Source organism: Aeromonas sp. HMWF015, from assembly GCF_963878965.1.
Taxonomy (GTDB): Bacteria; Pseudomonadota; Gammaproteobacteria; order Enterobacterales; family Aeromonadaceae; genus Aeromonas; species Aeromonas veronii.
The window spans coordinates 1-23,541 of sequence record NZ_CAWNZT010000179.1 but is presented as its reverse complement, the minus strand read 5'-3'; the positions used below and the strand labels follow the sequence as shown (position 1 = coordinate 23,541).

General features: G+C 56.6%; 26 protein-coding genes and 1 pseudogene. 2 read left to right on the top strand and 25 right to left on the bottom strand.

Annotated elements, in window-relative coordinates; translation table 11 throughout:
- A pseudogene (locus AACS18_RS09495) lies at window positions 1-599 on the bottom strand (hypothetical protein); the annotation flags it as partial.
- Between the two features lie 215 nt (window positions 600-814).
- On the opposite strand from AACS18_RS09495, the gene AACS18_RS09490 reads away from it, so the two are divergent.
- Window positions 815-2,026 carry an RsmB/NOP family class I SAM-dependent RNA methyltransferase gene (locus AACS18_RS09490; RefSeq protein WP_047434271.1) on the top strand — a complete coding sequence of 404 codons (1,212 nt, stop codon included), beginning with the start codon at window positions 815-817 and terminating at the stop codon, window positions 2,024-2,026.
- Window positions 2,027-2,189: 163 nt separating this feature from the next.
- On the opposite strand, the gene AACS18_RS09485 is transcribed toward AACS18_RS09490, so the two are convergent.
- A complete protein-coding gene (locus AACS18_RS09485) occupies window positions 2,190-2,534 on the bottom strand; it encodes a Grx4 family monothiol glutaredoxin (RefSeq protein WP_069555635.1) in 345 nt (114 codons plus the stop codon).
- 288 nt (window positions 2,535-2,822) lie between these two features.
- On the opposite strand from AACS18_RS09485, the gene sodB reads away from it, so the two are divergent.
- Entirely contained in the window at window positions 2,823-3,407 is a 585-nt protein-coding gene (gene sodB / locus AACS18_RS09480; protein ID WP_005334664.1) for a superoxide dismutase [Fe], read from the top strand.
- A gap of 112 nt (window positions 3,408-3,519) precedes the next feature.
- Here the strand turns inward: sodB and AACS18_RS09475 are convergent, their stop codons facing one another.
- From AACS18_RS09475 to flhF, 23 genes are all read right to left on the bottom strand, one after another.
- Complete coding sequence (locus AACS18_RS09475; protein ID WP_005334673.1) at window positions 3,520-4,332, bottom strand: MlaA family lipoprotein; 813 nt, start codon at window positions 4,330-4,332, stop codon at window positions 3,520-3,522.
- Between the two features lie 85 nt (window positions 4,333-4,417).
- Window positions 4,418-5,686 (bottom strand): c-type cytochrome biogenesis protein CcmI, encoded by a 1,269-nt coding sequence (ccmI, locus tag AACS18_RS09470; protein ID WP_108614186.1) that lies wholly within the window; start codon window positions 5,684-5,686, stop codon window positions 4,418-4,420.
- A complete protein-coding gene (locus tag AACS18_RS09465) occupies window positions 5,683-6,162 on the bottom strand; it encodes a cytochrome c-type biogenesis protein (RefSeq protein ID WP_017788562.1) in 480 nt (159 codons plus the stop codon). The genes ccmI and AACS18_RS09465 overlap by 4 nt, the downstream gene beginning before the upstream one ends.
- Window positions 6,163-6,173: 11 nt before the next feature.
- Complete coding sequence (locus AACS18_RS09460; RefSeq protein ID WP_005353655.1) at window positions 6,174-6,704, bottom strand: DsbE family thiol:disulfide interchange protein; 531 nt, start codon at window positions 6,702-6,704, stop codon at window positions 6,174-6,176.
- Window positions 6,701-8,656 (bottom strand): heme lyase CcmF/NrfE family subunit, encoded by a 1,956-nt coding sequence (locus tag AACS18_RS09455; protein ID WP_042082477.1) that lies wholly within the window; start codon window positions 8,654-8,656, stop codon window positions 6,701-6,703. Before AACS18_RS09455 ends, AACS18_RS09460 begins: the two co-directional genes overlap by 4 nt.
- Window positions 8,657-8,738: 82 nt before the next feature.
- A complete protein-coding gene (gene ccmE / locus AACS18_RS09450; RefSeq protein ID WP_005334685.1) occupies window positions 8,739-9,230 on the bottom strand; it encodes a cytochrome c maturation protein CcmE in 492 nt (163 codons plus the stop codon).
- Window positions 9,227-9,433, bottom strand: a complete 207-nt coding sequence (gene ccmD, locus AACS18_RS09445) for a heme exporter protein CcmD (RefSeq protein WP_005353657.1) — start codon at window positions 9,431-9,433, stop codon at window positions 9,227-9,229. Before ccmD ends, ccmE begins: the two co-directional genes overlap by 4 nt.
- 2 nt (window positions 9,434-9,435) lie before the next feature.
- A complete protein-coding gene (locus AACS18_RS09440; RefSeq protein WP_005334687.1) occupies window positions 9,436-10,176 on the bottom strand; it encodes a heme ABC transporter permease in 741 nt (246 codons plus the stop codon).
- A gap of 170 nt (window positions 10,177-10,346) precedes the next feature.
- Window positions 10,347-11,015, bottom strand: a complete 669-nt coding sequence (ccmB, locus tag AACS18_RS09435; protein WP_005353658.1) for a heme exporter protein CcmB — start codon at window positions 11,013-11,015, stop codon at window positions 10,347-10,349.
- 4 nt (window positions 11,016-11,019) lie between these two features.
- On the bottom strand, window positions 11,020-11,664 hold the full coding sequence (gene ccmA, locus AACS18_RS09430; protein ID WP_108614185.1) for a cytochrome c biogenesis heme-transporting ATPase CcmA: 645 nt from the start codon (window positions 11,662-11,664) through the stop codon (window positions 11,020-11,022).
- A 198-nt stretch (window positions 11,665-11,862) separates the two neighbouring features.
- Window positions 11,863-12,240, bottom strand: coding sequence for a DUF2802 domain-containing protein (locus AACS18_RS09425; protein ID WP_005334692.1), 378 nt, complete (start codon window positions 12,238-12,240; stop codon window positions 11,863-11,865).
- A gap of 28 nt (window positions 12,241-12,268) precedes the next feature.
- Entirely contained in the window at window positions 12,269-12,757 is a 489-nt protein-coding gene (locus AACS18_RS09420; RefSeq protein WP_005298836.1) for a chemotaxis protein CheW, read from the bottom strand.
- A 69-nt stretch (window positions 12,758-12,826) separates the two neighbouring features.
- Window positions 12,827-13,699, bottom strand: coding sequence for a chemotaxis protein CheW (locus AACS18_RS09415; RefSeq protein ID WP_108614184.1), 873 nt, complete (start codon window positions 13,697-13,699; stop codon window positions 12,827-12,829).
- Window positions 13,696-14,490 carry a ParA family protein gene (locus tag AACS18_RS09410; protein WP_005334696.1) on the bottom strand — a complete coding sequence of 265 codons (795 nt, stop codon included), beginning with the start codon at window positions 14,488-14,490 and terminating at the stop codon, window positions 13,696-13,698. The genes AACS18_RS09415 and AACS18_RS09410 overlap by 4 nt, the downstream gene beginning before the upstream one ends.
- 4 nt (window positions 14,491-14,494) lie before the next feature.
- Window positions 14,495-15,415 (bottom strand): flagellar motor protein MotB, encoded by a 921-nt coding sequence (locus tag AACS18_RS09405; RefSeq protein ID WP_005334698.1) that lies wholly within the window; start codon window positions 15,413-15,415, stop codon window positions 14,495-14,497.
- A 2-nt stretch (window positions 15,416-15,417) separates the two neighbouring features.
- Window positions 15,418-16,155, bottom strand: a complete 738-nt coding sequence (locus tag AACS18_RS09400; RefSeq protein ID WP_005343988.1) for a flagellar motor protein — start codon at window positions 16,153-16,155, stop codon at window positions 15,418-15,420.
- 2 nt (window positions 16,156-16,157) lie between these two features.
- Window positions 16,158-17,273 (bottom strand): protein-glutamate methylesterase/protein-glutamine glutaminase, encoded by a 1,116-nt coding sequence (locus AACS18_RS09395; protein WP_064340924.1) that lies wholly within the window; start codon window positions 17,271-17,273, stop codon window positions 16,158-16,160.
- 32 nt (window positions 17,274-17,305) lie between these two features.
- Window positions 17,306-19,510 carry a chemotaxis protein CheA gene (locus tag AACS18_RS09390; protein ID WP_108614183.1) on the bottom strand — a complete coding sequence of 735 codons (2,205 nt, stop codon included), beginning with the start codon at window positions 19,508-19,510 and terminating at the stop codon, window positions 17,306-17,308.
- Between the two features lie 11 nt (window positions 19,511-19,521).
- The gene (locus AACS18_RS09385; RefSeq protein WP_005353668.1) at window positions 19,522-20,262 is read right to left on the bottom strand and encodes a protein phosphatase CheZ; all 741 of its coding nucleotides are present in this window, start codon (window positions 20,260-20,262) and stop codon (window positions 19,522-19,524) included.
- A gap of 12 nt (window positions 20,263-20,274) precedes the next feature.
- A complete protein-coding gene (gene cheY / locus AACS18_RS09380; protein WP_005334709.1) occupies window positions 20,275-20,646 on the bottom strand; it encodes a chemotaxis response regulator CheY in 372 nt (123 codons plus the stop codon).
- 123 nt (window positions 20,647-20,769) lie between these two features.
- Window positions 20,770-21,489, bottom strand: a complete 720-nt coding sequence (locus tag AACS18_RS09375) for an RNA polymerase sigma factor FliA (protein ID WP_019444723.1) — start codon at window positions 21,487-21,489, stop codon at window positions 20,770-20,772.
- Window positions 21,482-22,357 (bottom strand): MinD/ParA family protein, encoded by an 876-nt coding sequence (locus AACS18_RS09370; RefSeq protein WP_013723550.1) that lies wholly within the window; start codon window positions 22,355-22,357, stop codon window positions 21,482-21,484. Before AACS18_RS09370 ends, AACS18_RS09375 begins: the two co-directional genes overlap by 8 nt.
- A 1-nt stretch (window position 22,358) precedes the next feature.
- The coding region (gene flhF / locus AACS18_RS09365) for a flagellar biosynthesis protein FlhF (protein ID WP_108614182.1) at window positions 22,359-23,541 on the bottom strand (1,183 nt) is incomplete at its 5' end.

Here is a 23,541-nt window from a genome sequence, read left to right as displayed (position 1 = left end):
CCGTGGTATTGGGTAAATTCTCCTGTCGCCGAAATGGCAATGACGTAGCGCTTGCGAACATTGCCATCCACTTGCACCTTGCGCACCAGTTTGCTGAGCTTGGGCCCTATCACCTCATCTGCAGCCTCTTCCAATCGACTATGGGCATCCTGCTGGTAATAGATGGCGTAACCTTCGGCATTGCGCAGCGGATCGACAAACACCAACCTGCCCTGATGGCTGAACATGGCGTGGAAACCTTGCTGCCCCAGATCGAAGCGTCCTGTCTCTATCGGATGCGCCGGGTTGTGCCCCTTGAAGGTGCGGATCTGCGGATACTTGGCGGCAAGATCTGCAGGCAGCAAGTCGTAGGCTTCCAGAGCAAAGGTGACCTCCCCCCCATCGGGCAGCGGCAGGGTCAGCTCACTCGCCCCGGCTTGCAGCCCGGCAAAATAGTCGAGCGGCACCTTGGCCACCCGAAACTGATTGGCCCGCACCTCATAACCTTGCTCCGCCGTCGCTCTGGCGGCTACTGTGCTCCACTCGCTGGCCATCAGGCTGGTTGACCCCAACAAACTGGCCACCAACAAGGCCAACGAACACTTACTGGTCACATGCATCTTTGTCATCCTTGTAGTCATGCACTTTTTTGAACCATTACCGGCATCATTATCCCGCCGAATCAAAAAGCCCGGCGCCACTGTTTCAGCCACTCACCCATGGGGAGTGTTGCGCCAACCCCGTCTAACCCCTATCATTGCGCGGATTTGTCAATTTTAGAACTGCTCCTCTTCACAAAGGTGCGGTTCATCTTTATCTGGCCAAGGTTAATCTCATGCTCAAATCCCCACTGTTGCCCCGTTTCGGGGATCTGGTCGTTGCCATTGTTGACGATGTGCTCGGTCAGGGTCTTACCCTCGACCGCGCTTATGCCCGTCACTTCTCCGGCATCGAACTCAAACCGCAAGAACAGGCAAGGATTGCCTTGGTCACCGGCGACCTGCTGCGCCGTCTCAGCCTCTATTGCTTCCTCACCGGCATTCAGGTGCGTCAGGCCGAAAAGAATGTCTGGCCGCTGCTGCACAGCTGGCACGCCTTCCACAAAATTGCCCAGCCCAACCACCCGACCCTGGATCGCTTCAATGAAGAAGCATTCCGCCGCCGTCTGACCGAGGCGAAGAAGAACCCGGTATTGATGGATGGTTGCCCGAGCTGGTTGGAGAAACTGGGTAGCGAGCAGCTGGGTGAAGCCTGGCCTGCCGAGCGTGCCGCCCTGGCCTGGATGCCCAAGCGTTACCTTCGGGTCAACACCCTCAAGTGCACCCGTGATGAGCTGCAGGCCATGCTGGCCAAAGAGCAGGTCACCACCATTCCGGTTGAAGGTGTGGAGACAGCCCTGCAGGTCACCTCCGACGCCGCCCTGTTCCGTACCAAGGCCTTTGCCGATGGTTGCTTCGAACAGCAGGACGCTGGCTCCCAGCTGGTTGCTGCTGCGCTGGAAGTTGCCCCAGGCATGCGCGTTATCGACGCCTGCGCCGGTGCCGGTGGCAAGACCCTGCATATCGCCGCCATGATGCAGGGCAAAGGCCGCCTGCTGGCGATGGATGTGGAAGAGTGGAAGCTGGAGAACCTCAAGCAACGCGCCCGTCGCGCCGGTGCCCACAACGTGGAGACCCGGGTCATCACCAGCAGCAAGACCGTCAAGCGCCTCAAAGAGAGCGCCGACCGCGTACTGCTGGACGTGCCCTGTTCCGGTCTTGGCGTCCTCAAGCGCAATCCGGATGCCAAGTGGCGTGATACCGCCGAGCGTCTGCCGGTGCTGGTCGCGCTGCAAGAAGAGATCCTGCAGCGTTACAGCCAGATGGTGAAAGTCGGCGGCCTGCTGGTCTATGCAACCTGCTCCATCCTGCCCGAGGAGAACCGCCAGCAGGTGGACAAGTTCCTCGCGGCCAACGAAAACTTCCGTCTGCGTGACGATCACACCGTGAGCCCGTCCGAGACCGGCTTCGACGGCTTCTACATGGCTCGTATCGAACGGATCGCCTGATCTGCCCGATGACCATATAGACAAAAGCGGCTGCCATTGGCAGCCGCTCTGTTTTGGCTTGCTGACACACTCCCGATGGGGGTGACAGTGTCTACTGCTTGCATCGCCAGCAAATAAAAAAGGGAGCCATGATGGCTCCCTTTTCAGCGATGTGAACACCCGCTTATTCAGCAGCAGCGTCATCCTGCTTGTACTTGGCAGCAGTCTCTTTGATCAGAGCCTGCAACTCGCCAGCCTGGAACATCTCGATCATGATGTCACAGCCACCGATCAGCTCACCTTCAACCCACAGTTGGGGGAAGGTCGGCCAGTTGGCGAATTTTGGCAATTCGGCGCGGATATCCGGATTTTGCAGGATATCAACGTATGCAAACGGCTCGCCGCAGGACATCAGAGCCTGGGAGGCCTGGGCAGAGAAGCCACAGCTGGGTAGCTTGGGGGAGCCCTTCATGTAGATGATGATGGGGTTGTCAGCCAGCTGCTGCTTAATCTTTTCAATAGTTTCCATAGGTGCCTCACTAGAGCGATTTCGGCGGCCATTCTACTGCAATCTTGCCCGAGCACAAACTGACAAAGGGGTGACCCGGCTCGAATTGTGCAAAGAACCCACACAGGATTGATCGCGATCATGGCGCCAATCAAGAGTTGTTAGGCCATCTTTGATACTGCTACAATCCCTTGGCTTTGGGCTACCCAGCCCCATCATTTTAAAAACAACTCTTTTCACATATAGAAAAGAGTACGCAATGTCTTGCAACCGTCGCCTTCGCACGGTCCAGCCAATGGAGAGTAGAAAATGGCATTCGAACTTCCCGCTCTGCCCTATGCAATCAACGCTCTGGAACCGCACATCTCCCAGGAAACTCTGGAATATCACCACGGCAAGCACCACAACACCTACGTGGTCAACCTGAACAATCTGGTGCCGGGTACCGAGTTTGAAGGCAAGTCTCTGGAAGAGATCATCAAGACCTCCAACGGCGGCATCTTCAACAACGCCGCCCAGATCTGGAACCACACCTTCTACTGGCACTGCCTCTCCCCGAATGGCGGTGGCGAGCCGACTGGCGCCCTGGCTGATGCCATCAACAAGGCATTCGGCTCCTTCGCCGAGTTCAAGGATGCCTTCACCAAATCAGCCATCGGCAACTTCGGTTCCAGCTGGACTTGGCTGGTGAAGAAAGCTGACGGCTCTCTGGCTATCGTCAACACCTCCAACGCTGGCTGCCCGCTGACTGAAGCCGGTACCACCCCGCTGCTGACCGTTGACCTGTGGGAGCACGCCTACTACATCGACTTCCGCAACCTGCGTCCGAAGTACATGGAAACCTTCTGGGCTCTGGTTAACTGGGAATTCGTGGCCAAGAATCTGGCTGCCTAATCAGCCTCGCTTGCCAAAACGCCCCGCTCTGCGGGGCGTTTTTTTATCTCGATATGGCTGCGAAAATGAATAAGGCGCCCGCAGGCGCCTTTTACATATCGAGATGACCCGCTTACTGGTCCAGCTCGTCCATGTATTCATCCAGATTTGCGTCGTCAGCCTGCTCTTGCTGAGACGCTTTCAGCTCGGTCTGCTTGCCCGTCACCTTGCCCTGGTTATATTGCAGGTAGAAGTCCTTGGTCAGCGCATAAGGATCGAGGGAGTTGTCGATGATCCGCTCCTGATCGATCAGCTTGGCGCGTGTGCCCAAGCCATCCAGCGCCCAGTGTGCGACCTTCATCGGGAAGGTCAACAGGGCATAGGGGAAGTAGAAGCTGTCAATCGCATCGCCAACCAGCTCCCGGGTGGTGGTCGGACCGTAAACAGGCACCATGATGTAGGCACCATTACCGATATCGGCCCTGCCCAGCACTGTGTCCATCTCCAGCTTGTTACGCTCGAGGCCAGCATGTTTGGCCACATCGAAGATACCCAGCAGACCGACCGTGGTGTTGAGGGTAAAGCGCCCCAGGTTGGTGCCCGCCCCCTTCAAATCGCCGGTGATCAGATGGTTCACCATGCTGCTTGGCTCATCAAAGTTGGCAACAAAGTTGGCAATGCCATCCTTCACCCCGACCGGAATGTAGCGGGCATAGGCATGTACCACAGGACGTGCCACATAGGGTTCCAGCACATCATAGTTGACCGCCCACATGGCCCGGTTGGCCCCCTGGAAGGGATCGCGCGGATCGGCCGCCGTACTGGTGGCACCCGGATTATTCATGCCGGGATTGAGATCCAGACTCTCTGGGCCAGGCTTGGGTGGGCCACCGGCACAACCAGCCAGCAAGAGGGCTGCCAGTATGGCCCCTGAACGAAGATACATATGATTGTCCTGACGTTTTATTTTGATTTATCAGAAGTATAGATAACCCGGCTCCTATCCAGGAGCCGGGTTATCCAAAGGCATATTAGAGGGCGTGATCGATGCGGATGTCAATCGGAGCAGCAGGGATCTCGGCCGTCTTGACCGGCACGGATACCCCTTCGAAGGCTCCTTCCTTGTTCATCACATTGCCGCCGCGCGAGAGACGTGCCTTGAACTGCAGCTCCGGATAGGCCGCCAGTTTGCTGCCTTCCATCATGGCATCGCCATCCCCGAGTGACAGGGTAACAGGCAAGGTTGGCCCTGCGATACGCTTCACGGCGATGGGCATGGGCGGCCCGTTGGGCACCACGGCAAAGACGAAGAGATGGGCATCTTCCGGCATCTGAATGCCCGCCGCCAACGTGACGTGGATGGGGAATTCCCCCTCCTTCACCGCCAGCGGTTGTCCCTCAACTGCGCCCGCTTTGGCTGCGCCTGAATTCGTCACCTCGATGCCGCGCTGCTTGAGCTGCGCGCGGGCATACTCCATGGAGCGCTCGACCATCACGTAACGGGGGGTACCTTTCTCCATCAGTGGCAACATCGCCTGCCAGCGAGACAGCGCGGTCTGGAAGTCCTCTTTTTGCAGCGCCATAAAGGCATAGACGGAACGCGCCTCGATATTGTCCGGATCCTGCGCGATAGCAGCCTGCAACAGGGCATCCGCTTGCGCCTCATCCCCCGTCATCATCAGCGCCTGCGCGTAGGGTACTGCCACCAGCGATTTCTGGGGAGCCAGCGTGTAGGCCCGCTCCAGCGCCTCGCTGGCCATCTCGGGATCATTGCCATCCAGCGCCAAGCGTCCCAGCAGCAGCCAGCCGCGGTAGTCGTTCGGTTCATCCTTGAGGCGGGTACGCAGTGCCAGCGTGAAATCCAGCAGATCCTGCTCGGTCACCTGGGCATCGCGTTCCACCAGAATGCTGTTGCTCAGCTCGCCAAGACGGCTGCTGGCATCTTGCCAGCGACTAACTTCTTGCCAGGAGCCCAACTTGTAGTAGAGCCCCAGACTCACCACCAACAGCACCAGCACACCCGGGATCCAGATCAGACTCTTGCCACTGCGGGCAGTCTGCTCCACATCGGGAATATCATCCAAAAGGCTTCGTTGCAGCTCGACCAGCGAGTCGGACTCCTCAGCCAGGACACCCTGCTCGCGCTCTTCGCCAATCTCCAGCAGCCGCTGGCGATAGAGCTGTTTGTTGAGCGCCGAGCGACTGATGCTCTGTTTGCCTTCACCACGCCACAGCGGCACGACGAGCGCCAGACTCACCAGCACCAGCAAGCCCGCAATCACTATCCAAAAAGCGGTCATTGTTTCTCTTCCTCTTTGAGCAGCTCGGCCAGTCGGCGCTGCTCCTCCTCGCTCAAGGCGTTATCCAGTTGTTTTTTCACCGCAGGGGGCCGGCGGCTGCGCATCACGACCACGGCGCCACCAATCAGGATCACCAGCAGCGGGCCAAGCCAGAGGATCAGGGTGGAGGCCATCAGGGGCGGGTTATAGAGGATAAAGTTGCCGTAGCGGGCCACCATGTAATCCACGATCTCCTCTTTATCCTTGCCCTCGCGCACCATCTGGTAGGTCTTGTCGCGCAAGTCCTTGGCCAGCCCCGCATTGGAGTCGGCGATATCCTGGTTCTGACACTTGGGGCAACGCAGCTCCTTGGTCAGTTCGCGAAAGACCTGCTCCTGATTGTCGTTGTCGAAGGTGTAGACATCGATAGCGGCCATGGCGGGTGCTTGCACCACCCATCCCAGCAACAGCAGCAGGGAAGCAATAAATACTCTCATCAGGACTCCCCTCACTTCATGGCATCAAAGATGGGTTTGAGGGTCGACGCCCAGTTCTCGGGGTTGATATCCCCCACGTGGCGATACCGGATGATCCCCTTGCTGTCGATAAAGAAGGTCTCCGGCGCGCCATATACCCCGAGATCCAGCCCCAGCATGCCGTCCGGATCATAGAGGTTGACCTGATAGGGGTTGCCCAGCTCCGCCAGCCACTTGATCGCCTTGTCACGCTCATCCTTGTAGTTCATGCCGATGATGGGAATGCCCTGCCCCGCCAGCTGTTTGAGGTAGGTGTGCTCGCCGTAGCAGGTCGGGCACCAGGTAGCCCAGACGTTGAGCAGCATGGGGCGACCGGTCAAGATACTGCGATCGTGCTGCTTGTTCAGATCGTAAATGTCCTGCAGGGTGAACACTGGCACCTCTTTGCCCACCATCACGGACTCAAGCTTGGTGGGATCGGAGTAGAGCCCCTTGAACAGGAACACTGCCCCCAGCAAAAAGACGATAAAGGGGATTAAAAACAACCAGGTCTTTTTGTTCATGCCTTGGCCTCCTCCTCACGACGGCCGAAACGGTAACGCTTGTCGAGCATCGCCAGCACGCCACCAATAGCCATAAAGACGCCGCCGAACCAGATCCAGCGCACGAACGGCTTGTAGTAGATCCGCACCGCCCAGGCTCCGTTGTCGAGCTGTTCCCCCAGCGCCGCATAGAGATCGCGGGTGATACCGGCATCGATGGCCGCTTCGGTCATCGGCATCCGGGTCACCTTGTACATCCGCTTCTCGGGCTTGAGCAGGGCGACCTGCTTGCCATTGCGGTGCACTTCCAGCACGCCCTTGAAGCCATCGTAGTTGGGGCCGTTCTTCTCCTTGATCCCGGCAAAGACGAACTCGTAATCGGCAAAGTGCACCCGATCACCCGCCTGCATCCGCAGATCCTTCTCGATGCTGTAGTTCTGGGTGCAGGCGATACCTATGATGCTGACTGCCAACCCCACATGGCCGAGGATCATGGCCCAGTGGCTGTTGCCAAGCTTGCGCACACCGACTGCAAAGCTGTGCTTGTGGGTAGCCCGCGCCCAGGTCTCCTGCACGCTGGTGACGATGATCCAGGCGCCCAGACCAATCCCTACCGCCGCCCACGGCTTGAAGGTTTCGGCAAAGAGCAGCGGCAACAGCAAGGCTGCGGCCAGACTCAGCACCAGTGCCACGAGCACCTTGCTTTTGAGCTCCCCCAGCTCCTGACGACGCCAGCGGAACAGCGGGCCAACCCCCAGCAGCAAGGCAAACGGGATGATCAGCCAGCTGTAGATGTGGTTGAAGAAGGGAGTACCGATAGAGATGCTACCCAGCCCCAGCTCCTTGTGCACCAGCGGCAGCAAGGTACCGAGCAGCACGGTCAGCAGACCCGCCACCAGCATGATGTTGTTGCAAAGCAGCAGGGTCTCGCGGCTCCACAGCTCGTGTTTGCCGTGGCTCTTCACCTGCGAGCCTTTAAAGGCAAACAGCAGCAAGGATGAACCGATCACCGCCAGCAGGAAGCCGAGAATAAACAGGCCGCGGGTCGGATCGGAGGCAAACGCATGCACCGACACCAACACGCCGGAGCGTACCAGGAAGGTACCCAGCAGGCTCAGCGAGAAAGCTGAGAGGGCCAGCAGCACGGTCCACGCCTTGAAGGTGGCGCGCTTCTCGCTCACAGCCAGCGAGTGCAGCAGAGCGGTACCCGCCAGCCAGGGCATGAAGGAGGCGTTTTCTACCGGATCCCAGAACCACCAGCCGCCCCAACCGAGCTCGTAGTAGGCCCACCAGGAGCCGAGCACGATGCCAAGGGTCAGGAATACCCAGGCCGCCATGGTCCAGGGGCGCGACCAGCGGGCCCAGGTCGCATCGAGACGACCGGTCATCAGCGAAGCAATGGCAAAGGCAAACGCCACCGAGAAGCCCACATAACCCATGTAGAGCATCGGCGGATGGAAGATGAGACCCGGATCCTGCAGCAGCGGATTGAGGTCACGACCATCTACCGGGAAATAGGGCAAGGTGCGGGTGAAGGGATCGGAGGTGAACAGCACGAAGGCAGTGAAGCCGACCGAGATCAGCCCCAACACGCCGAGTACCCGCGCGACAGCATCGAGCGGCAGACGGCGGCTAAACATGGCCACCGCCGCAGTCCACCCTCCTAAGGTCAGAACCCACAGCAGCAGGGAACCTTCGTGGGCGCCCCATACGGCGGAAATGCGATAGGCGAGCGGCAGCAGGCTGTTGGAGTTAGTGGCCACATACTGCACGGTGAAGTCGTTATCGATAAAGGCCCAGGTCAGACAGAGAAACGACAGCAGCAGCAGCAAGAACTGGGCATAGGCGAGCGGACGGGCCGCCGACATCATACCAAGACGCCCCCAACTGGCGCCCAGCAGCGGGTAACTGCCCAGCAGCAGGGCGGTGGCAAAGGCCAGGATCAGCGCAAACTGACCTAATTCCGGGATCATGAAGGCATTCCTTTCAATTGAACGGTGACAACAGCCGCACCACGCACGGCAGGCAAAGCGGAAAAGGCAAACACCAGAGGGATCACTGCTTGGCTCCCTTCAACTGCGCCTCGGTATACTCCGGCTTGAAGTGCATGCCGTTGGTGGCATCGGCCACTTCCGGCGGCATGTAGTTCTCATCGTGCTTGGCCAACACCTCGAACGCTTCTACGGTCGTGGCATCCTTGAGGGTGCCTTGGGCAACAATCCCCTGCCCTTCACGGAACAGATCCGGCAGGATGCCGTCAAACTCGACCTTGACCAAATGACCGCCGTTATCCACCAGCTTGAAGGCAACCTTGAGGCTCTGGGGATCCCGCTGCACCGACCCCGGCACGACCAATCCACCGATGCGCAGGCGCTGCCCCTCTTCCGGTTTGATCTTGTCCGGCCCCTTCCCTTCCACCAGCTCGCTCGGGGTGTAGAAGAGGTCGATATTCTGACTGAGGGCGTAGAGCACCAGCCCGCTCACGGTCGCCAGACCCAGGGTAATGGCAAGAATGATGGTGAGGCGTTTTTTGCGTCTCGGGTTCATAGGGTGTTCTCCATCTGCTGGGCCGCCTTGCGACGGGCCTCACGCGCCTGTTTGCTGCGCAACTCGGCGAGCAGGCTGCGGGTTTTCATACGGGTAGAAATGATGATGCCGACCAGACACACCAACGTCAGGCCAAAAGAGAGCCAGACATAGAAGGCGTAACCGCCCATCGCCATAAAATCACTGAAAGAGGCAAAGTGCATGCTTACTTCTCCTGCTCTGCAATCTCTTTGACCCAGGGGCGATGCCACTCCCGCATCAGGAGTTCATTGCGAAAACGCATCAGGGTCAGAGCCCCGAGAAATGCGGCAAACGCCAGGATCATGATCAGCAGCGGCCAGAGCATCTCGGGTGAAATGGAGGGTTTGTCAAATTTGGTGATGGTGGCCCCCTGATGCAAGGTGTTCCACCACTCCACCGAGTAGTGAATGATCGGCAGGTTGATCACCCCAACCAGTGCCAGAATGCCGGCGGCACGGCCAGCGACCACCTTGTCGCTGAAGGCATTGTAGAGGGCAATCACGCCGAGGTAGAGAAACAGCAGGATCAGCTCAGAGGTGAGCCGTGCATCCCACACCCACCAGGTTCCCCACATCGGTTTGCCCCAGGCGGCACCGGTAAAGAGGGCAATAAAGGTAAATACGGCGCCGACCGGCGCAATGGCTGCAACCGTCATATCCGCCATCCGCAGTTGCCACACCAGGCCGATAAAGGCGGCCACCGCCATGGTGGAGTAGGCTCCCATGGAGAGAATGGCGGAAGGCACGTGGATATAGATGATCCGGAACGAATCTCCCTGCTGGTAATCCGCTGGCGCAAACGCGAGGCCCCAGACAGTACCGATCACAAACGAGAGCAGACTAATCACCGCAAACCAGGGCAACAGCGTGCCTGCCAGCTGATAGGCCCGCTCCGGTTTGGCATAAGGGTGCAACCATTTCCACATAGCTCACAAAACCTTTTTGTTATTAATCGTTTGGCGAGGCCTACCATACCGACCACGGGGCAGCATCAAATACCCCGAAAGCAATAAGCGGCACTCTCCTTGATCCATCGCAACATTATTTTTTGCAAAAAGACTCCGTTCGGAGCCAAATTCGGTTCAGCTCACGGCCATCAGTTGAGGCTGACCCGCAACGCCGCCGACACAGCCAGCGGCGTCAGTGTCAAAGCTCCCACCAGCATGGCGGCCAGAATGGCAAGCTGCCCGCCATAGGGCAAGCTCATCCCCGCGGCATCGATGGCTGAGGTGGCAAAAATCAGTACCGGAATATAGAGCGGCAGGATCAGCAGACTGAGCAACACTCCACCTTTGCGCAATCCCACCGTCAACGCGACCCCGACCGCGCCGAGCAGACTCAATACAGGAGTGCCAAGTGCCAGCGTCGCGACGACAGCCAGATAGGTGTTCATATCCAGCGACAGCAAAATCGCCAGCAAGGGAGAGATCAGCAGCAGCGGCAAGCCGGTCAGCAGCCAGTGAGCGACCACTTTCGCCAGCGCCAGCAAGCCCAGGGGATGAGGCATCAGCATCATCTGCTCCAGCGCACCATCGGCAAAGTCGTCGCGAAACAGCCGTTCCAGCGACAACATGGCCGCCAATAGCGCCGCCACCCAGATGATCCCCGGTGCAATACGGGCCAGCAGCTTGGGCTCCGGGCCAATCCCTAACGGAAACAAGGTGATGACGATGAGGAAAAACCAGAGCGGATTGAGAATATCGGAACGCTGGCGCAGGGCCATCAGCAGTTCACGGTGAATAAGGTGCATAACAGCGCGCAACATGGCGTTACTCCTGCAATGTCGATGCGAAGGGGGTCAACGAGATAGTCTTCAGCCGTCCCTGCATCAGGGTCAGATCCTGATGAGTGGTGAGGATCACCATGCCGCCCCGCTCGGCGTGAGCCAGAAAGAGCTGCTCGAGCACCTTGACCCCTTGCTTGTCGATGGCGGTAAAGGGTTCATCGAGGATCCAGAGTGCCGGTTTTTGTGACAGCCAGAGTCTGGCCAGAGCCACCCGGCGTTGCTGGCCGGCAGAGAGTTGCCCGGTCGGGTTCTCTTCAAATCCAGCCAGCCCTACCCGGGCCAATATCTGCCACAAGTCAGTCTCTGTTTGCTGCGGGTGATGTAATTGCTGGTAGAATTTCAGGTTTTCAAAAGGGGTCAGCGCCGCTTTGACACCGGGCTGATGGCCGAGATAGAGCAGATTGGCATGATACTCATCACGACAGTGACGAATATTCTCCCCATTCCAGCACACCTCACCGGCAAACGGTTGCGACAGCCCGATCAACAGCCGCAACAGGCTGGTCTTGCCGACCCCGTTGGGCCCTTCAATTTGCACCAGATCGCCGGGCGCAACAGAGAAAGAGAGGAGTTCAAACAGAGTGCGATCTTCGCGCACGCAGCTCAGATTGTTAACTTGAAGCAGCATGGGGATTTTTTCAGAGAAAATGAAGCGGTCTGCATCTTAACACAGTATTGGAATACGTCTTTTCAAAGATGCAACAATTGAACTGACTGGCGACCGGGATCACAAAGAAAATGCGGTAGAAACCATCCGCTCAACGCAGCTGGGGGGCAAGCGGCTGCACGACATAAAATTCAGGAAGGCAATTGCCTTCCTGAATCATCAAGAGCGACCTTTTCGCAACGATATCAAGAGCTCAGCCTCTGCCTTTGGCAACTCGCACTCACTCATGACTTCATCAAGATCGGCGCCTAGTTCGACCATCTTTGCCGCTCGGCTGTAGAGCCTGCGTTCGGGGTCCTGCATAGTCAGCTCTTGCTGGCGCTCATTGACCTGCTGCATCGCCCCTTCCACCGACTGCAGACGCTGCCCCATGCCAATAGCGCCGGTATGGAGTTCCATCATCTGCTTGCGCAAGCTTTCCAACTGACCTTGCAGGGTTGCCACACTGGCCTCGGACTCCTGCTTGCTGCGCTTGCTCTTGAACCAGATATAAGAGGCAAACGCCAAGGCAATCAGGGACATCCCCAAGGCAACCATCTCGATTATCAAAACATCACCTTACTTATCAGAGGGAACCGATATCTTCCCACTCTTCATCGGAGAGCAGCTTGTTCAAGTCAACCAGGATCAGCAGTTGCCCATCACGGTTGCTCACCCCCTGAATAAACTTGGCGCTCTCTTCTGTACCGACCGCAGGTGCCGCATCGATTTCGGAAGAGCGCAGATAAACCACTTCTGCCACGCTGTCGACCATGATGCCAATCACCTGCTTCTCGGCCTCGATGATCACGATCCTGGAGTTTTCACTCACATCACCGGAAGGCAGACCGAAGCGGGAACGGGTATCGATGACAGTCACCACATTGCCACGCAGGTTGATGATCCCCAGTACGTACTCAGGCGCACCCGGCACCGGTGCAATTTCGGTGTAGCGCAACACCTCCTGAACCTGCATCACATTGATGCCGTAGGTTTCGTTTTCCAGTTGGAAGGTTACCCATTGCAGCACTTCATCTTCGGCCAGATTCTGTGCAATATTGCGCTTTTCTGTCATGTTTTTATTCCTTTTATGAAAACGTCTACTGCTAAAACTAGCAATAAAACAGCTCGATTGCAGAAGTTATCAGCGACCTTCTATGTTAACCCCACGCTCCAGCAACAGGAGCAGTTCGCGGACGTGTAACAGGGCACACATTTTTTCTTTGACCATGCCCGCCAACCAGGGGCGCTTGCCCTCCTGATGGCGCCATTTCACTTGGTCACGGTGTAACAATTCAGTCCCTTTGAGATGATGGCAGGCTAATCCCCACGGCGATTCACCAAGCATAATCAGATACTTGTAATCATCCATCTCGAGATGCTGACCCGGCATGACCCACTGGGCAGTATCGACCACATTCATCTTCTGCTCGCGAGAGGTCATGATCCCCTTGTACCAGCCAGGCTGGCCAAACAGGGAGGTGATCTCGCCCAGCTGATGAATACCACCCAGCTCGGTCAACGGCACCGCAAACGTCACGCCCGCGACTTCAAAGAAAAGGGCCTGAAACTCTTTACCGGTATCAATATTTTCCCAGGCAACAGGTTCACAGGCCTCTACCGGAGCAACCTCCAGCGCCGTTTCGGTCAGGATAGTAGTATGGGGCTCCACAACCTCGGGAAGCAGAACCTCCGCAGGCCATTCAGGCTCCACCGGCAGCAGTGAATCCTCCGCCACAATCTCCAGCGGAGCGGTGAGAGTCGCTTCCTGGGTGAAGGCGTCATTCTCAAACTGGACTTGTCCCACCTGAGCCAATAGCTCACCGAGCTGGGCAAGCCGTGGATCGCTTTCAAGGTAAGGTGCGGCGACTACCTCAGGGACGCTTTGGGGCTGACGTTGCAACTGTAAAACAGGGGCAGATTGAACCTCCTCCACCTCATCCAGCACCAGTGGCTCATCGAGCAGCAGTGAGTGGAAATAGTCATCCATCGCCCGAACTTGAATGGTATCTCTCATGCCGTCACCTCATGAACCCGTTGCCGCTCAAGGGCATCAAGATGATTGAGCAGCGTTTCATATGCATAGGTTCCACGACTCCCGGGAGAATAGATAGACGGGGGGATATGCAGCAAGCTGGCATCCCGAAACTTGGTATCAATAGGGATCACCGCATTCCATACTGAATCCCCATATTGATCCTTGATCGACTTCAAGGTCATCAGAGAGGCACGGGTGCGCTTGTCGAACATGGTCGGGATCACGGTATAACGGAACTTGTCACGCTTGGAACGCTGCATGATCTCGAATGTTTTCATCATCCGCTCCAACCCCTTGAGGGCCAGAAACTCGGTCTGGACAGGCACCAGAATGCGATCGCAGGCAGCCAGCGCGTTGACCATCATCACCCCCAGCACTGGCGGGCAATCGATCAGCACGTAATCATATTGATCCTGAATGCGCAGCAGTGCCCGCTTCAGTACCAGTCCCATCCCCTCACGATTGCCCATCACCCGATCAAGGGTCGCCAAGGTAATAGATGCTGGCAGTAAGTTGATATTTTCAAACTTGGTCTTGAGCGTCAGTTTATTGACAAGCTCGGCTGTCGGTTTGACAGCTTGAAACAACTCATAGAGGGTTCCATCCAGGCGATCTGAATCAAAATCAAGATATGCAGTCAGCGAAGCATGGGGGTCGGTATCAATCAACAGCACCCGCTGGCCACGCTGGGCCAGGATCCCCGCAAGCGAGACCACTGTGGTGGTTTTACCCACACCACCTTTCTGGTTGGCAACCGTCCAAACAATCACTGTATCAATCCTGCCTTGTTGTTATGCGTATGCCACCACCGGGCAAGGTGATCACCTTTATCTCTCCTGCATCCACCGCCTGCTGTACAGCAGGAACCGGTTCAGCAACTACCGTAGGCGTTGCAACCACAGGTGCCGGCGGCACCCAGGCAAATTTGGAGATAGCGACCACAACCTTGCGATTCTGCAGTCTGCCCTGCTCGCTGCCGTTGTCAGCAAAGGGGGAAAACTCGCCATATGCCTCGAACGCCAGACGCTGAGGGGCGATCCCATCGGCAATCAAGCCATTGAGTACCGCCTCGGCCCGAGCAGCAGAAAGCGCCCAGTTAGAACGATAAATTTCATTATTTATCTGTTGGTTATCGGTATAACCCCGAACCCTTACATAGTTATCGACCGGTTTGAGAATACTTGAAAGAGTATTAATGACCGGTGCAGCGTTTGGTCCCAAAAAGGCACTGCCGCTGCCAAACAACAAGCCTGAACTGAGTTCAACCGTCAGCCAGTTCTCATCTTGCGTCAGTTTGACGATACCGGCATCCACTAGCGAGCCCATACTCTGTTGCAACTGCATATCAAGTTTCGCAAGTGTCGCGCCATCTTGCAGCACTGGCACACCAGAAATAGGAGCAAGTGAAGGAGAGGGGGATGCTGGGCTTTCCAGCAACGATGGAGAGGCAGATACCGGGTTATCCAGCAGGGAATTACCCTGCCCTTCAAGCAAGCCATTGCCGCCAGACTGCATGACACTGAACGCCTGGCTCATACCATCAATCACCGCGCGATACTTGTCCTTGTTCACCAGCGCAACAGAGTAAAGCACCACGAACAAAGCAAAGATCAGCGTCATATAATCGGCATAGGAGACCAGCCAGCGGTCAAGATGCTCGCGACCCTGCAAGTGCAACCGATAGCGCTTGCGCATGGCTACTCTCCTTTCAAATAGGCCCTGAGCCGGCGTTCAACCTGCAAGCCGTTTTCACCATGGGCGATAGCCAGCAGCCCCTCCAGGGTCATCTCCTGAAAGAGTGCATAGTGATAGTGAAATGCGCGTAGCCGGTTGGCGATAGGCAGGTAGATGAGGTTGGCAAACCCCACTCCATAGATGGTTGCCACAAATGCCACTGCGATCCCCGCCCCAAGTGCTGACGGGTCTTCGAGATGAAACATGGCTTGGATCAGGCCCAGCACGGCACCGATGATCCCGATGGTCGGACTGTACCCCCCCATGGCTTCAAATACCCTGGCGGCATGTTCATTGCGCTCCTGCTCGATATCGATATCCGCTTCCAGCAGCATACGGATATCCTCTGTGGAGACCCCATCGACAATCATGCCAAGCCCTTGGCGGGTAAAGTTGTCTTCCTCCTGCTCGGCCTGATTTTCAAGGGCAAGCAGCCCTTGCTGGCGCGCAAAGACTGCCCATGACTGCAACCGTTCGGCCTGCGTCGCAAGATCCTGGCGGGGAGGGGTAAAAATCCATAACAGCTGGCGCAACGCCAGCAAGATGTACTTGGCTGGGGTCTGCAACGTGACGGCACCAACGGTACCACCCAGTACGATCAAAAAAGCGGGGCCGTCCACCAGCGTCAACAGGGAGCCGCCATGCCACAGTTGGGCAATGGCAATAGCCCCCAATGCCAGGAGCAGACCGAGCAAGCCCATGATTAGCGCCCCAACTCAACCAGAATACGCTGGGCCACCTTGTCCAGAGGGAGTGATTCGCTGGCAATCCCCGCTTTGGCTACTGCTTGGGGCATACCATATACCACGCAGGAAGCCTCATCCTGAGCCCAGATGGTTGATCCCTGTTCTTTCAGCAGTCTGGCGCCATCACGGCCATCAGCCCCCATACCGGTCAACACAATCGCCAATACCTTGTCGGCATAGGTCTTGGCCGCAGAGGCAAAAGTGATGTCCACACAAGGCTTGTAATTTACCTTGTCGTTGCCATCCACGATGCGAATGCGGGCCCCTGCACCACGACCTTCCAGCAGCATCTGTTTGCCACCGGGAGCAAGATAGGCATGCCCTGGTTTAAGCACATCGCCATCTTCCGCTTCCTTGACGCCAATCTGGCATAACCCGTTGAGACGGGCAGCAAACGCAGCGGTAAAAGTGGCTGGCATATGCTGGATAAGCAGGATTGGATGGGGAAAATCCCCCGGCAACTTGGTCAGCACATTTTGCAAAGCAACAGGTCCGCCGGTAGAAGTGCCGATCGCCACCAACTGATAACTCTTGCCACTGCGCTTGAATGAAGCACTTGGCACAGTGCGTTGCAAGTCAGGCTGACGGTCTGAAGTTCTGGGCACAGTGCTGCCCAGAGGAGCACGAGCAACCGGTTCAGGTGCTTTGGGGCGAGCAGCGGATGTCATCAGGAAGCGCTTGCGGGAGATCTCCTTCACCCGTTGTTGCAACAGTCTGACCGCTTCATCTTTGTCTCTGGCAATGTCCTCAAACTTCTTGGGCAAGAAGTCTAGGGCACCGGCGTCCAGCGCATCAAGCGTAGCCTTGGCCCCTTCATGGGTCAGAGAGGAGAACATCAGAATGGGGGTTGGGCACTTGGCCATGATCTCCCGCACCGCACTTATGCCATCCATCACGGGCATCTCGATGTCCATGGTGATCACATCAGGGCGCAGCGACATCGCCTTGTCCACCGCCTCACGTCCATTCTGGGCCGTATCAATCACCGTCAGCATGGGATCCTGATTGATGATCTCGCTCACCCGACGGCGAAAGAAGCTCGAATCGTCGACAACTAATACCTTGACTGCCATTGTTGTTTTTCTAACTCCTTGGGCCTGAGCTATTAATGTCTACGCGCATATGCTTTGAGCAGACTCGGCACATCCAAAATAAGGGCAATTCCGCCATCACTGGTAATCGTCGCCCCGGCCATGCCAGGGGTGCCTTGCAGCAGGTTATCAAGTGGCTTGATCACCACCTCTTCCTGACCAATCAGACTGTCTACCACAAACCCGATTTGCTGAGTGCCAATCTGCACGATCACCACATGTCCGGTATCCTGACGTGAACGCTTGTTGGCGCCACGAATCAACCACTTGTGCAGATAGAAGAGCGGTATCGCCTTCTCGCGCACAATGATGGTGAGCTGGCCATCAACCATGTTGGCCTTTTTCAGATCCAGATGGAAAATCTCGTTCACACAACCAAGGGGAAGTGCGAAGGTCTGCTCACCCACCTCAACCATCAGCGTCGGCAGAATGGCTAGCGTCAACGGAACCTTGATTTCGAGACGGGTACCTTTCCCCCAGGTGGAATCGATGTGCACCGATCCATTGAGGCTGACAATGCTGGTTTTAACCACATCCATTCCGACACCACGGCCAGAGATATCGGAGATCTCGGCCTTGGTTGAAAAGCCCGGAGCAAAGATCAGGTTATAGGCATCGTTGTCGCTCATGCGAGCGGCAGTATCTGCATCCAGAACACCGCGACTGATTGCGATGGACTTGAGTTTCTCAGGATCCATCCCTGCCCCATCATCCTCGATGCAAAGCAGAATATGGTCACCTTGCTGGGAGGCGCTAAGGGTAATTGTCCCTTGCCGCGGCTTGCCCGCTTTCTCCCGCGCATCCGGCATTTCGACCCCGTGATCGCAGGAGTTGCGAACGAGGTGAACCAGAGGATCGGCGAGCGCCTCTACCAGGTTTTTATCAAGATCGGTCTCTTCCCCTACCATCACCAGCTCAATCTCTTTTTTGAGGGTTCTGGCCAGATCACGCACCACGCGCGGGAAACGACCAAATACCTTCTTGATTGGCTGCATGCGGGTTTTCATCACCGCACCTTGCAGGTCAGCCGTTACCACATCCAGATTTGCAACCGCCTTTGACATCTCTTCATCATTACTGGCAATACCCAGGCTCACCAGCCGGTTACGAACCAGTACCAACTCACCTACCATGTTCATGATGACATCGAGGGTCTTGGTATCCACCCGCACCGTCGTATCGCTTTGCACGGCACTATTTTCTGCTGGCGCAGGCGCAGCCTTGGCGGCAGGCGCTGGTGCCTTGGCTGCTTCAGCGGGTTTTGCGGGGGCTGCCGGTGCTGGTTTGGCAACAGGAGTGGCCGGTTTGGGCGGAGTCACCGCAGCAGGTGCGGCAGGTGCGGCAGGTGCGGCAGGTGCGGCAGGTGCGGCAGGTGCGGCAGGTGCCATAGTACTCTGAGGCCCTTGACCACGACCATGCAATTCATCGAGCAGACGCTCAAACTCATCATCATCGATAAGCTCGTCCACCTCTTTTTGCACCGACTTCAGAGGATTTACCTCTGGCGCCCCCATGTGCTGTCCCTGACCATGGAGCTGATCCAGCAAGGCCTCAAACTCATCATCGGTGATATCGCCAGAGCCACCCGCTATCGGGGCTGCTGCAGCCGTCTTGGTCGGAGCCCCACCCACGCCGTGGAGCTCGTCCAGCAGACGCTCGAATTCATCTGCAGAAATTTCATCGATCGATCCGCCGCCATTGACAGGAGCAGGCTCGCTGCTGATGGCTGCGGGTTCAACAACTTCTGGAGCAACTTCTTCAAGAACTACCGGTGCTGCAGGTTCAGATTCCGCAGCCGCACTGGTAGCAGTGCGAAGTTGCTCTTCCCCTTCCGGCTTGCACAACTCGTGGAGGTCATGAAGCAAATCATCTGACGCAGGGCTGGGAGCTTCGCGATTTTGAACCTGGGCGAACATGACATTGATGGCATCCAGCGCTTGCAGGATCACATCCATCAGCTCCGCAGTAACGGTTCGCTTGCCATTACGCAAGATATCGAACACGTTTTCCGCACCGTGGCATACATCAACCAGTTCACCGAGCGACAGAAAACCTGCTCCCCCTTTCACGGTATGGAAACCGCGAAAGATGGCATTCAACAGGTTCTTGTCATCGGGCCGCTTTTCCAAGTCGACCAGTTGTTCAGACAACTGTTCCAATATTTCGGATGCTTCGACCAGAAAGTCTTGCAGTATGTCTTCATCAACTTCGAAGGCCATGCGTCACTCCATTAGAATCCCAAGCTAGACAGCAGATCGTCCACATCATCCTGACCATTGACCACATCGGCACGAGCCTCGGGGTTCATGATAGGGCCCTCTGCTTCAATCCCGTTGACAGGAATACTACGAGTTGAATGCTCAGCAGAAGCCTCACCAAACATGGTCAGCATTTCTATTAATTTTGTTTCAACTTCCTGAACAAGCTTGATGACCTTGCGGATCATCTGACCTGTCAAATCCTGAAAATCTTGTGCCATCAGGATTTCTGTCAGCAGTTGCCGTAATTTATCGGCATCAGACTCTGAAGCCTTAATAAAATCATCAAGTTGGTGACATAAGGATTTGAACTGCCCCACGCTCATGTCACGAGACATCAGGGCATTCCAGTTCGGCATCACCAGCTGGATATTGTCATTCAGGCGATCAGCTATCGGCAAACTGGCTTCCACTGCATCCATTGTGCGATTGGCCGCTTTGTCGGTCATATCGATAACGTAGCTCAAGCGTTCCCGAGCATCGGGAATATCATGAGTAGCCAAATCGGGAATACGGGGATCAAGGCGAAATTCTTGAAGTGAATCATGCAGTTGTCGGGTCAGCTGACCTACTTTTTCAAACAGATCGGCTGCGTTGGGGGCACATACTTCGGCAAGCAGTTCATCGGCCAGCTCAAATTCGCCTTGCTCCAGATGAGCAACAAGCATCCTTGCCTGGTCGAGCGAAATCATTGCTCTCGTTTTGGCCATCATCCCTGCAGCTCCTTAGCCAATTCGTTCGAAAATTTTGTCGAGTTTTTCTTTGAGCGTTGCTGCGGTGAAGGGCTTGACGATGTAACCGTTGACGCCAGCTTGGGCGGCTTCAATGATCTGCTCACGTTTGGCTTCAGCGGTTACCATCAGTACCGGCAGATGCTTGAGCTTCTCATCAACACGTATGGCTTTAAGCAGGTCAATACCTTGCATGCCAGGCATGTTCCAGTCGGTAACTACAAACTGAAAATCACCATTTTTCAGCATCGGCAGCGCTGTATTGCCGTCATCCGCCTCATGGGTATTGTTGAATCCCAAGTCGCGCAGCAAGTTCTTGATAATCCGGCGCATCGTTGAAAAATCGTCAACAATGAGGATTTTCATGTTCTTGTCCAAAATTCCCTCCTAAATAGCCACCAGAGTGGCTCACTTACATGATGCTAAAAACGGGTTGTGTCGTGCGGATTATGCCTTAGAGTTTCATCTCAGTGTAGCCAGTACAAACACTTATAGATGCCAATCTCTCAAACGAGCACGCAATCTGTGCATTGCCTGACTGTGGATCTGGCTCACACGCGACTCGCTGACATTCAAAACCTCGCCAATTTCACGCAAATTCAGCTCTTCATCGTAGTAAAGAGAGAGAACCAAAGCTTCTCTCTCTGGTAGACGACCAATTTGCTCGGATAATTGAATCTGAAATCGCTCGGCAGCTAATTCATCGAATCCCGAGCCTGAAGGGGCGTCATCGGGGTTGCCGATCACATCCTCGCTGACTCCCAAATCTTCGATGCCGATAATTTTGCCGCAGGAGACGTCTTGCAGCATCGCATGGTAATCAGCGATAGAGACCCCCATCTCGGCAGCAACCTCGGTATCTCGCGCGTCACGCCCGTGAGTCTGCTCGACATTCTCGATCGCTTCTGCAATAGCCCTGCTGTTGCGATGCACTGAACGGGGCACCCAGTCACCACGCCGGATCTCATCCAGCATGGCGCCACGGATGCGGATCCCGGCATACGTCTCGAAGCTTGCTCCCTTGCTACCGTCAAAGTTGCGGGAGGCTTCAAGCAACCCAATCATACCTGCCTGGATCAGGTCATCCAGCAAGACACTGCTGGGCAGGCGAGCCAACAAATGCTGGGCAATTCGCTTGACCAGGGGAGCATGACGCTCCACCAGCACATAGGAATCCTGATGACGCAAGTACGCTTGGGCTTTATTCACGGGAACCTTCCTGTGTTGTGGCCGGTTTCTGCAACAAATTTTCCAGGAAAAACTCCAGATGGCCGCCCGGCTGGTTGGGAACCGGCCAGCTCGCCGCCTTGTTGGCCAGGGCCCGGAACGCCAGTGCGGCCGGCGACTTGGGAAACGCCTCGACAATCAGCTTCTGCTTGCGCACAGCGGCACGCAGATTGGTGTCATAGGGTACACAGGCGACCAGCTCCAGCGAGGTGTCGAGGAAACGATCCGTGACCCGGGTCAGTTTGGCAAAGAGCTCCTGCCCTTCACGCAGACTGCGCACCATATTGGCCACCACCTTGAAACGAAACACGCCGTGATCCTTGGAGAGGATCTTGATGAGGGCATAGGCATCGGTGATGGAGGTCGGCTCATCACAGACCACCACCATGATGTCTTGAGCTGCACGGGTGAAGCTCAGCACCATGTCGGAGATCCCCGCAGCCGTATCCACCAGCAGGATGTCGACCTGGGTCTTCATCTCGCTGAAGGCACGGATAAGCTCGGCATGCTGCACCGGAGAAAGCTCGACCATGGACTGGGTGCCCGAGGTCGCAGGCACGATCATCATGCCGTAAGGGCCTTCGACAATGATGTCGTCGATGGTGCACTCACCCGCCAGGACATGAGAGAGGTTGCGATGAACCCGCAGCCCCAGCATGACGTCGACGTTGGCCAGACCCAGGTCGGCATCCAGCACCATCACCCGCTTACCTTGGGCAGCCATGGCTCCGGCCACGTTCAGGGTCACGTTGGTCTTGCCCACGCCACCTTTACCACCGGAAACGGCGATTACTTTTACTCGATTGTTTTGACGCATTTTGCGCAGACCACTCGCCTGATCCATATACATGTTACTCATAAAACTCCGAATCTTCGGCCTCGCCAAAGCCTGCGCCCCAGAAATAGGGCTCCTCTGTTTCTCGCTCCAGCGAGCCCATGGCAGCCCCGACGAGCTGCGCCGCATTGGCAACCTGAATATCTTCCGGAACCCTTTGTCCGTCAGTGATATAGCTGATGGGCAATGAATTCTGGATACACACGTTAATCACTTCGCCCAGATTCAGACTTTCATCCAATTTGGTAAGTATGCAGCCGCTTAATGGAATACGCCGGAAATGGTCCACCGCCTCCTGCATCACCCGACGCTGGGAAGTTGCCGACATCACCAGATAACTGCGGATCCGTACTTTGGCATTCTTGACCAGGGTATCGAGCTGCTCGGTCAGCCGGATATCCCGCTGGCCAACCCCGGCCGTATCGATAAGCACCAGCCGACGATGGCGGAACTGATAAAGGGCATTGGCCAGCTCTTCGGCATCACGCACCTGCCGCACCGGACACCCCATGATGCGACCATAGGTCTGCAGCTGTTCATGGGCTCCAATCCGGTAGTTGTCGGTGGTGATCAGCGCCACCTGCTCGGCGCCATACTTCATGGCGAAACGGGCCGCCAGCTTGGCGATGGTGGTGGTTTTGCCCACCCCGGTCGGGCCAAGCAGCGCCACCGCGCCGCCCTGACGCATGATCTCGTCCTCACTGATCTTGAGCTGAGCCGTCAGCACTTCGGCCAACTGGGCCATCGCCTGATGGATGGACATATCTTCGGGGATCAGTCCCGCCAGTTGATCGGCAAACGCATCGTCAAAGCCGAGCTTCTTGAGCTCCTTGATCAGCAGGGCCCGCATCGGTTCGCGGCGCTCCACCTCTTGCCACATCAGCCCGGAGATCTGGTGCTCCAGCAATTTGCGGATGCTGGCCATCTCCTTGCGCATCCCCTCCATCTCCTGATCCCGCTGGGCAGGTTGAGGAGCACGCTGGCCGGAGGCAACCCGGGCCTTGGGCTTGGCAGGTTCCGGGGCTGCGCCCCACTGTCCCTGCTCGGCCAATGTTCTGGGCGCAGCATTGGCAGCGGCCAGACCGGCCGATTGGGTATTACCCATTGGCGCCCCATTGCCCGGCTTGAGCTTCTGCTGGCGCGCCAGCAAGGCGGCCAGGGTATCGGCATAATGTTCGTTCTGCTCCTTCGCCGGCGTC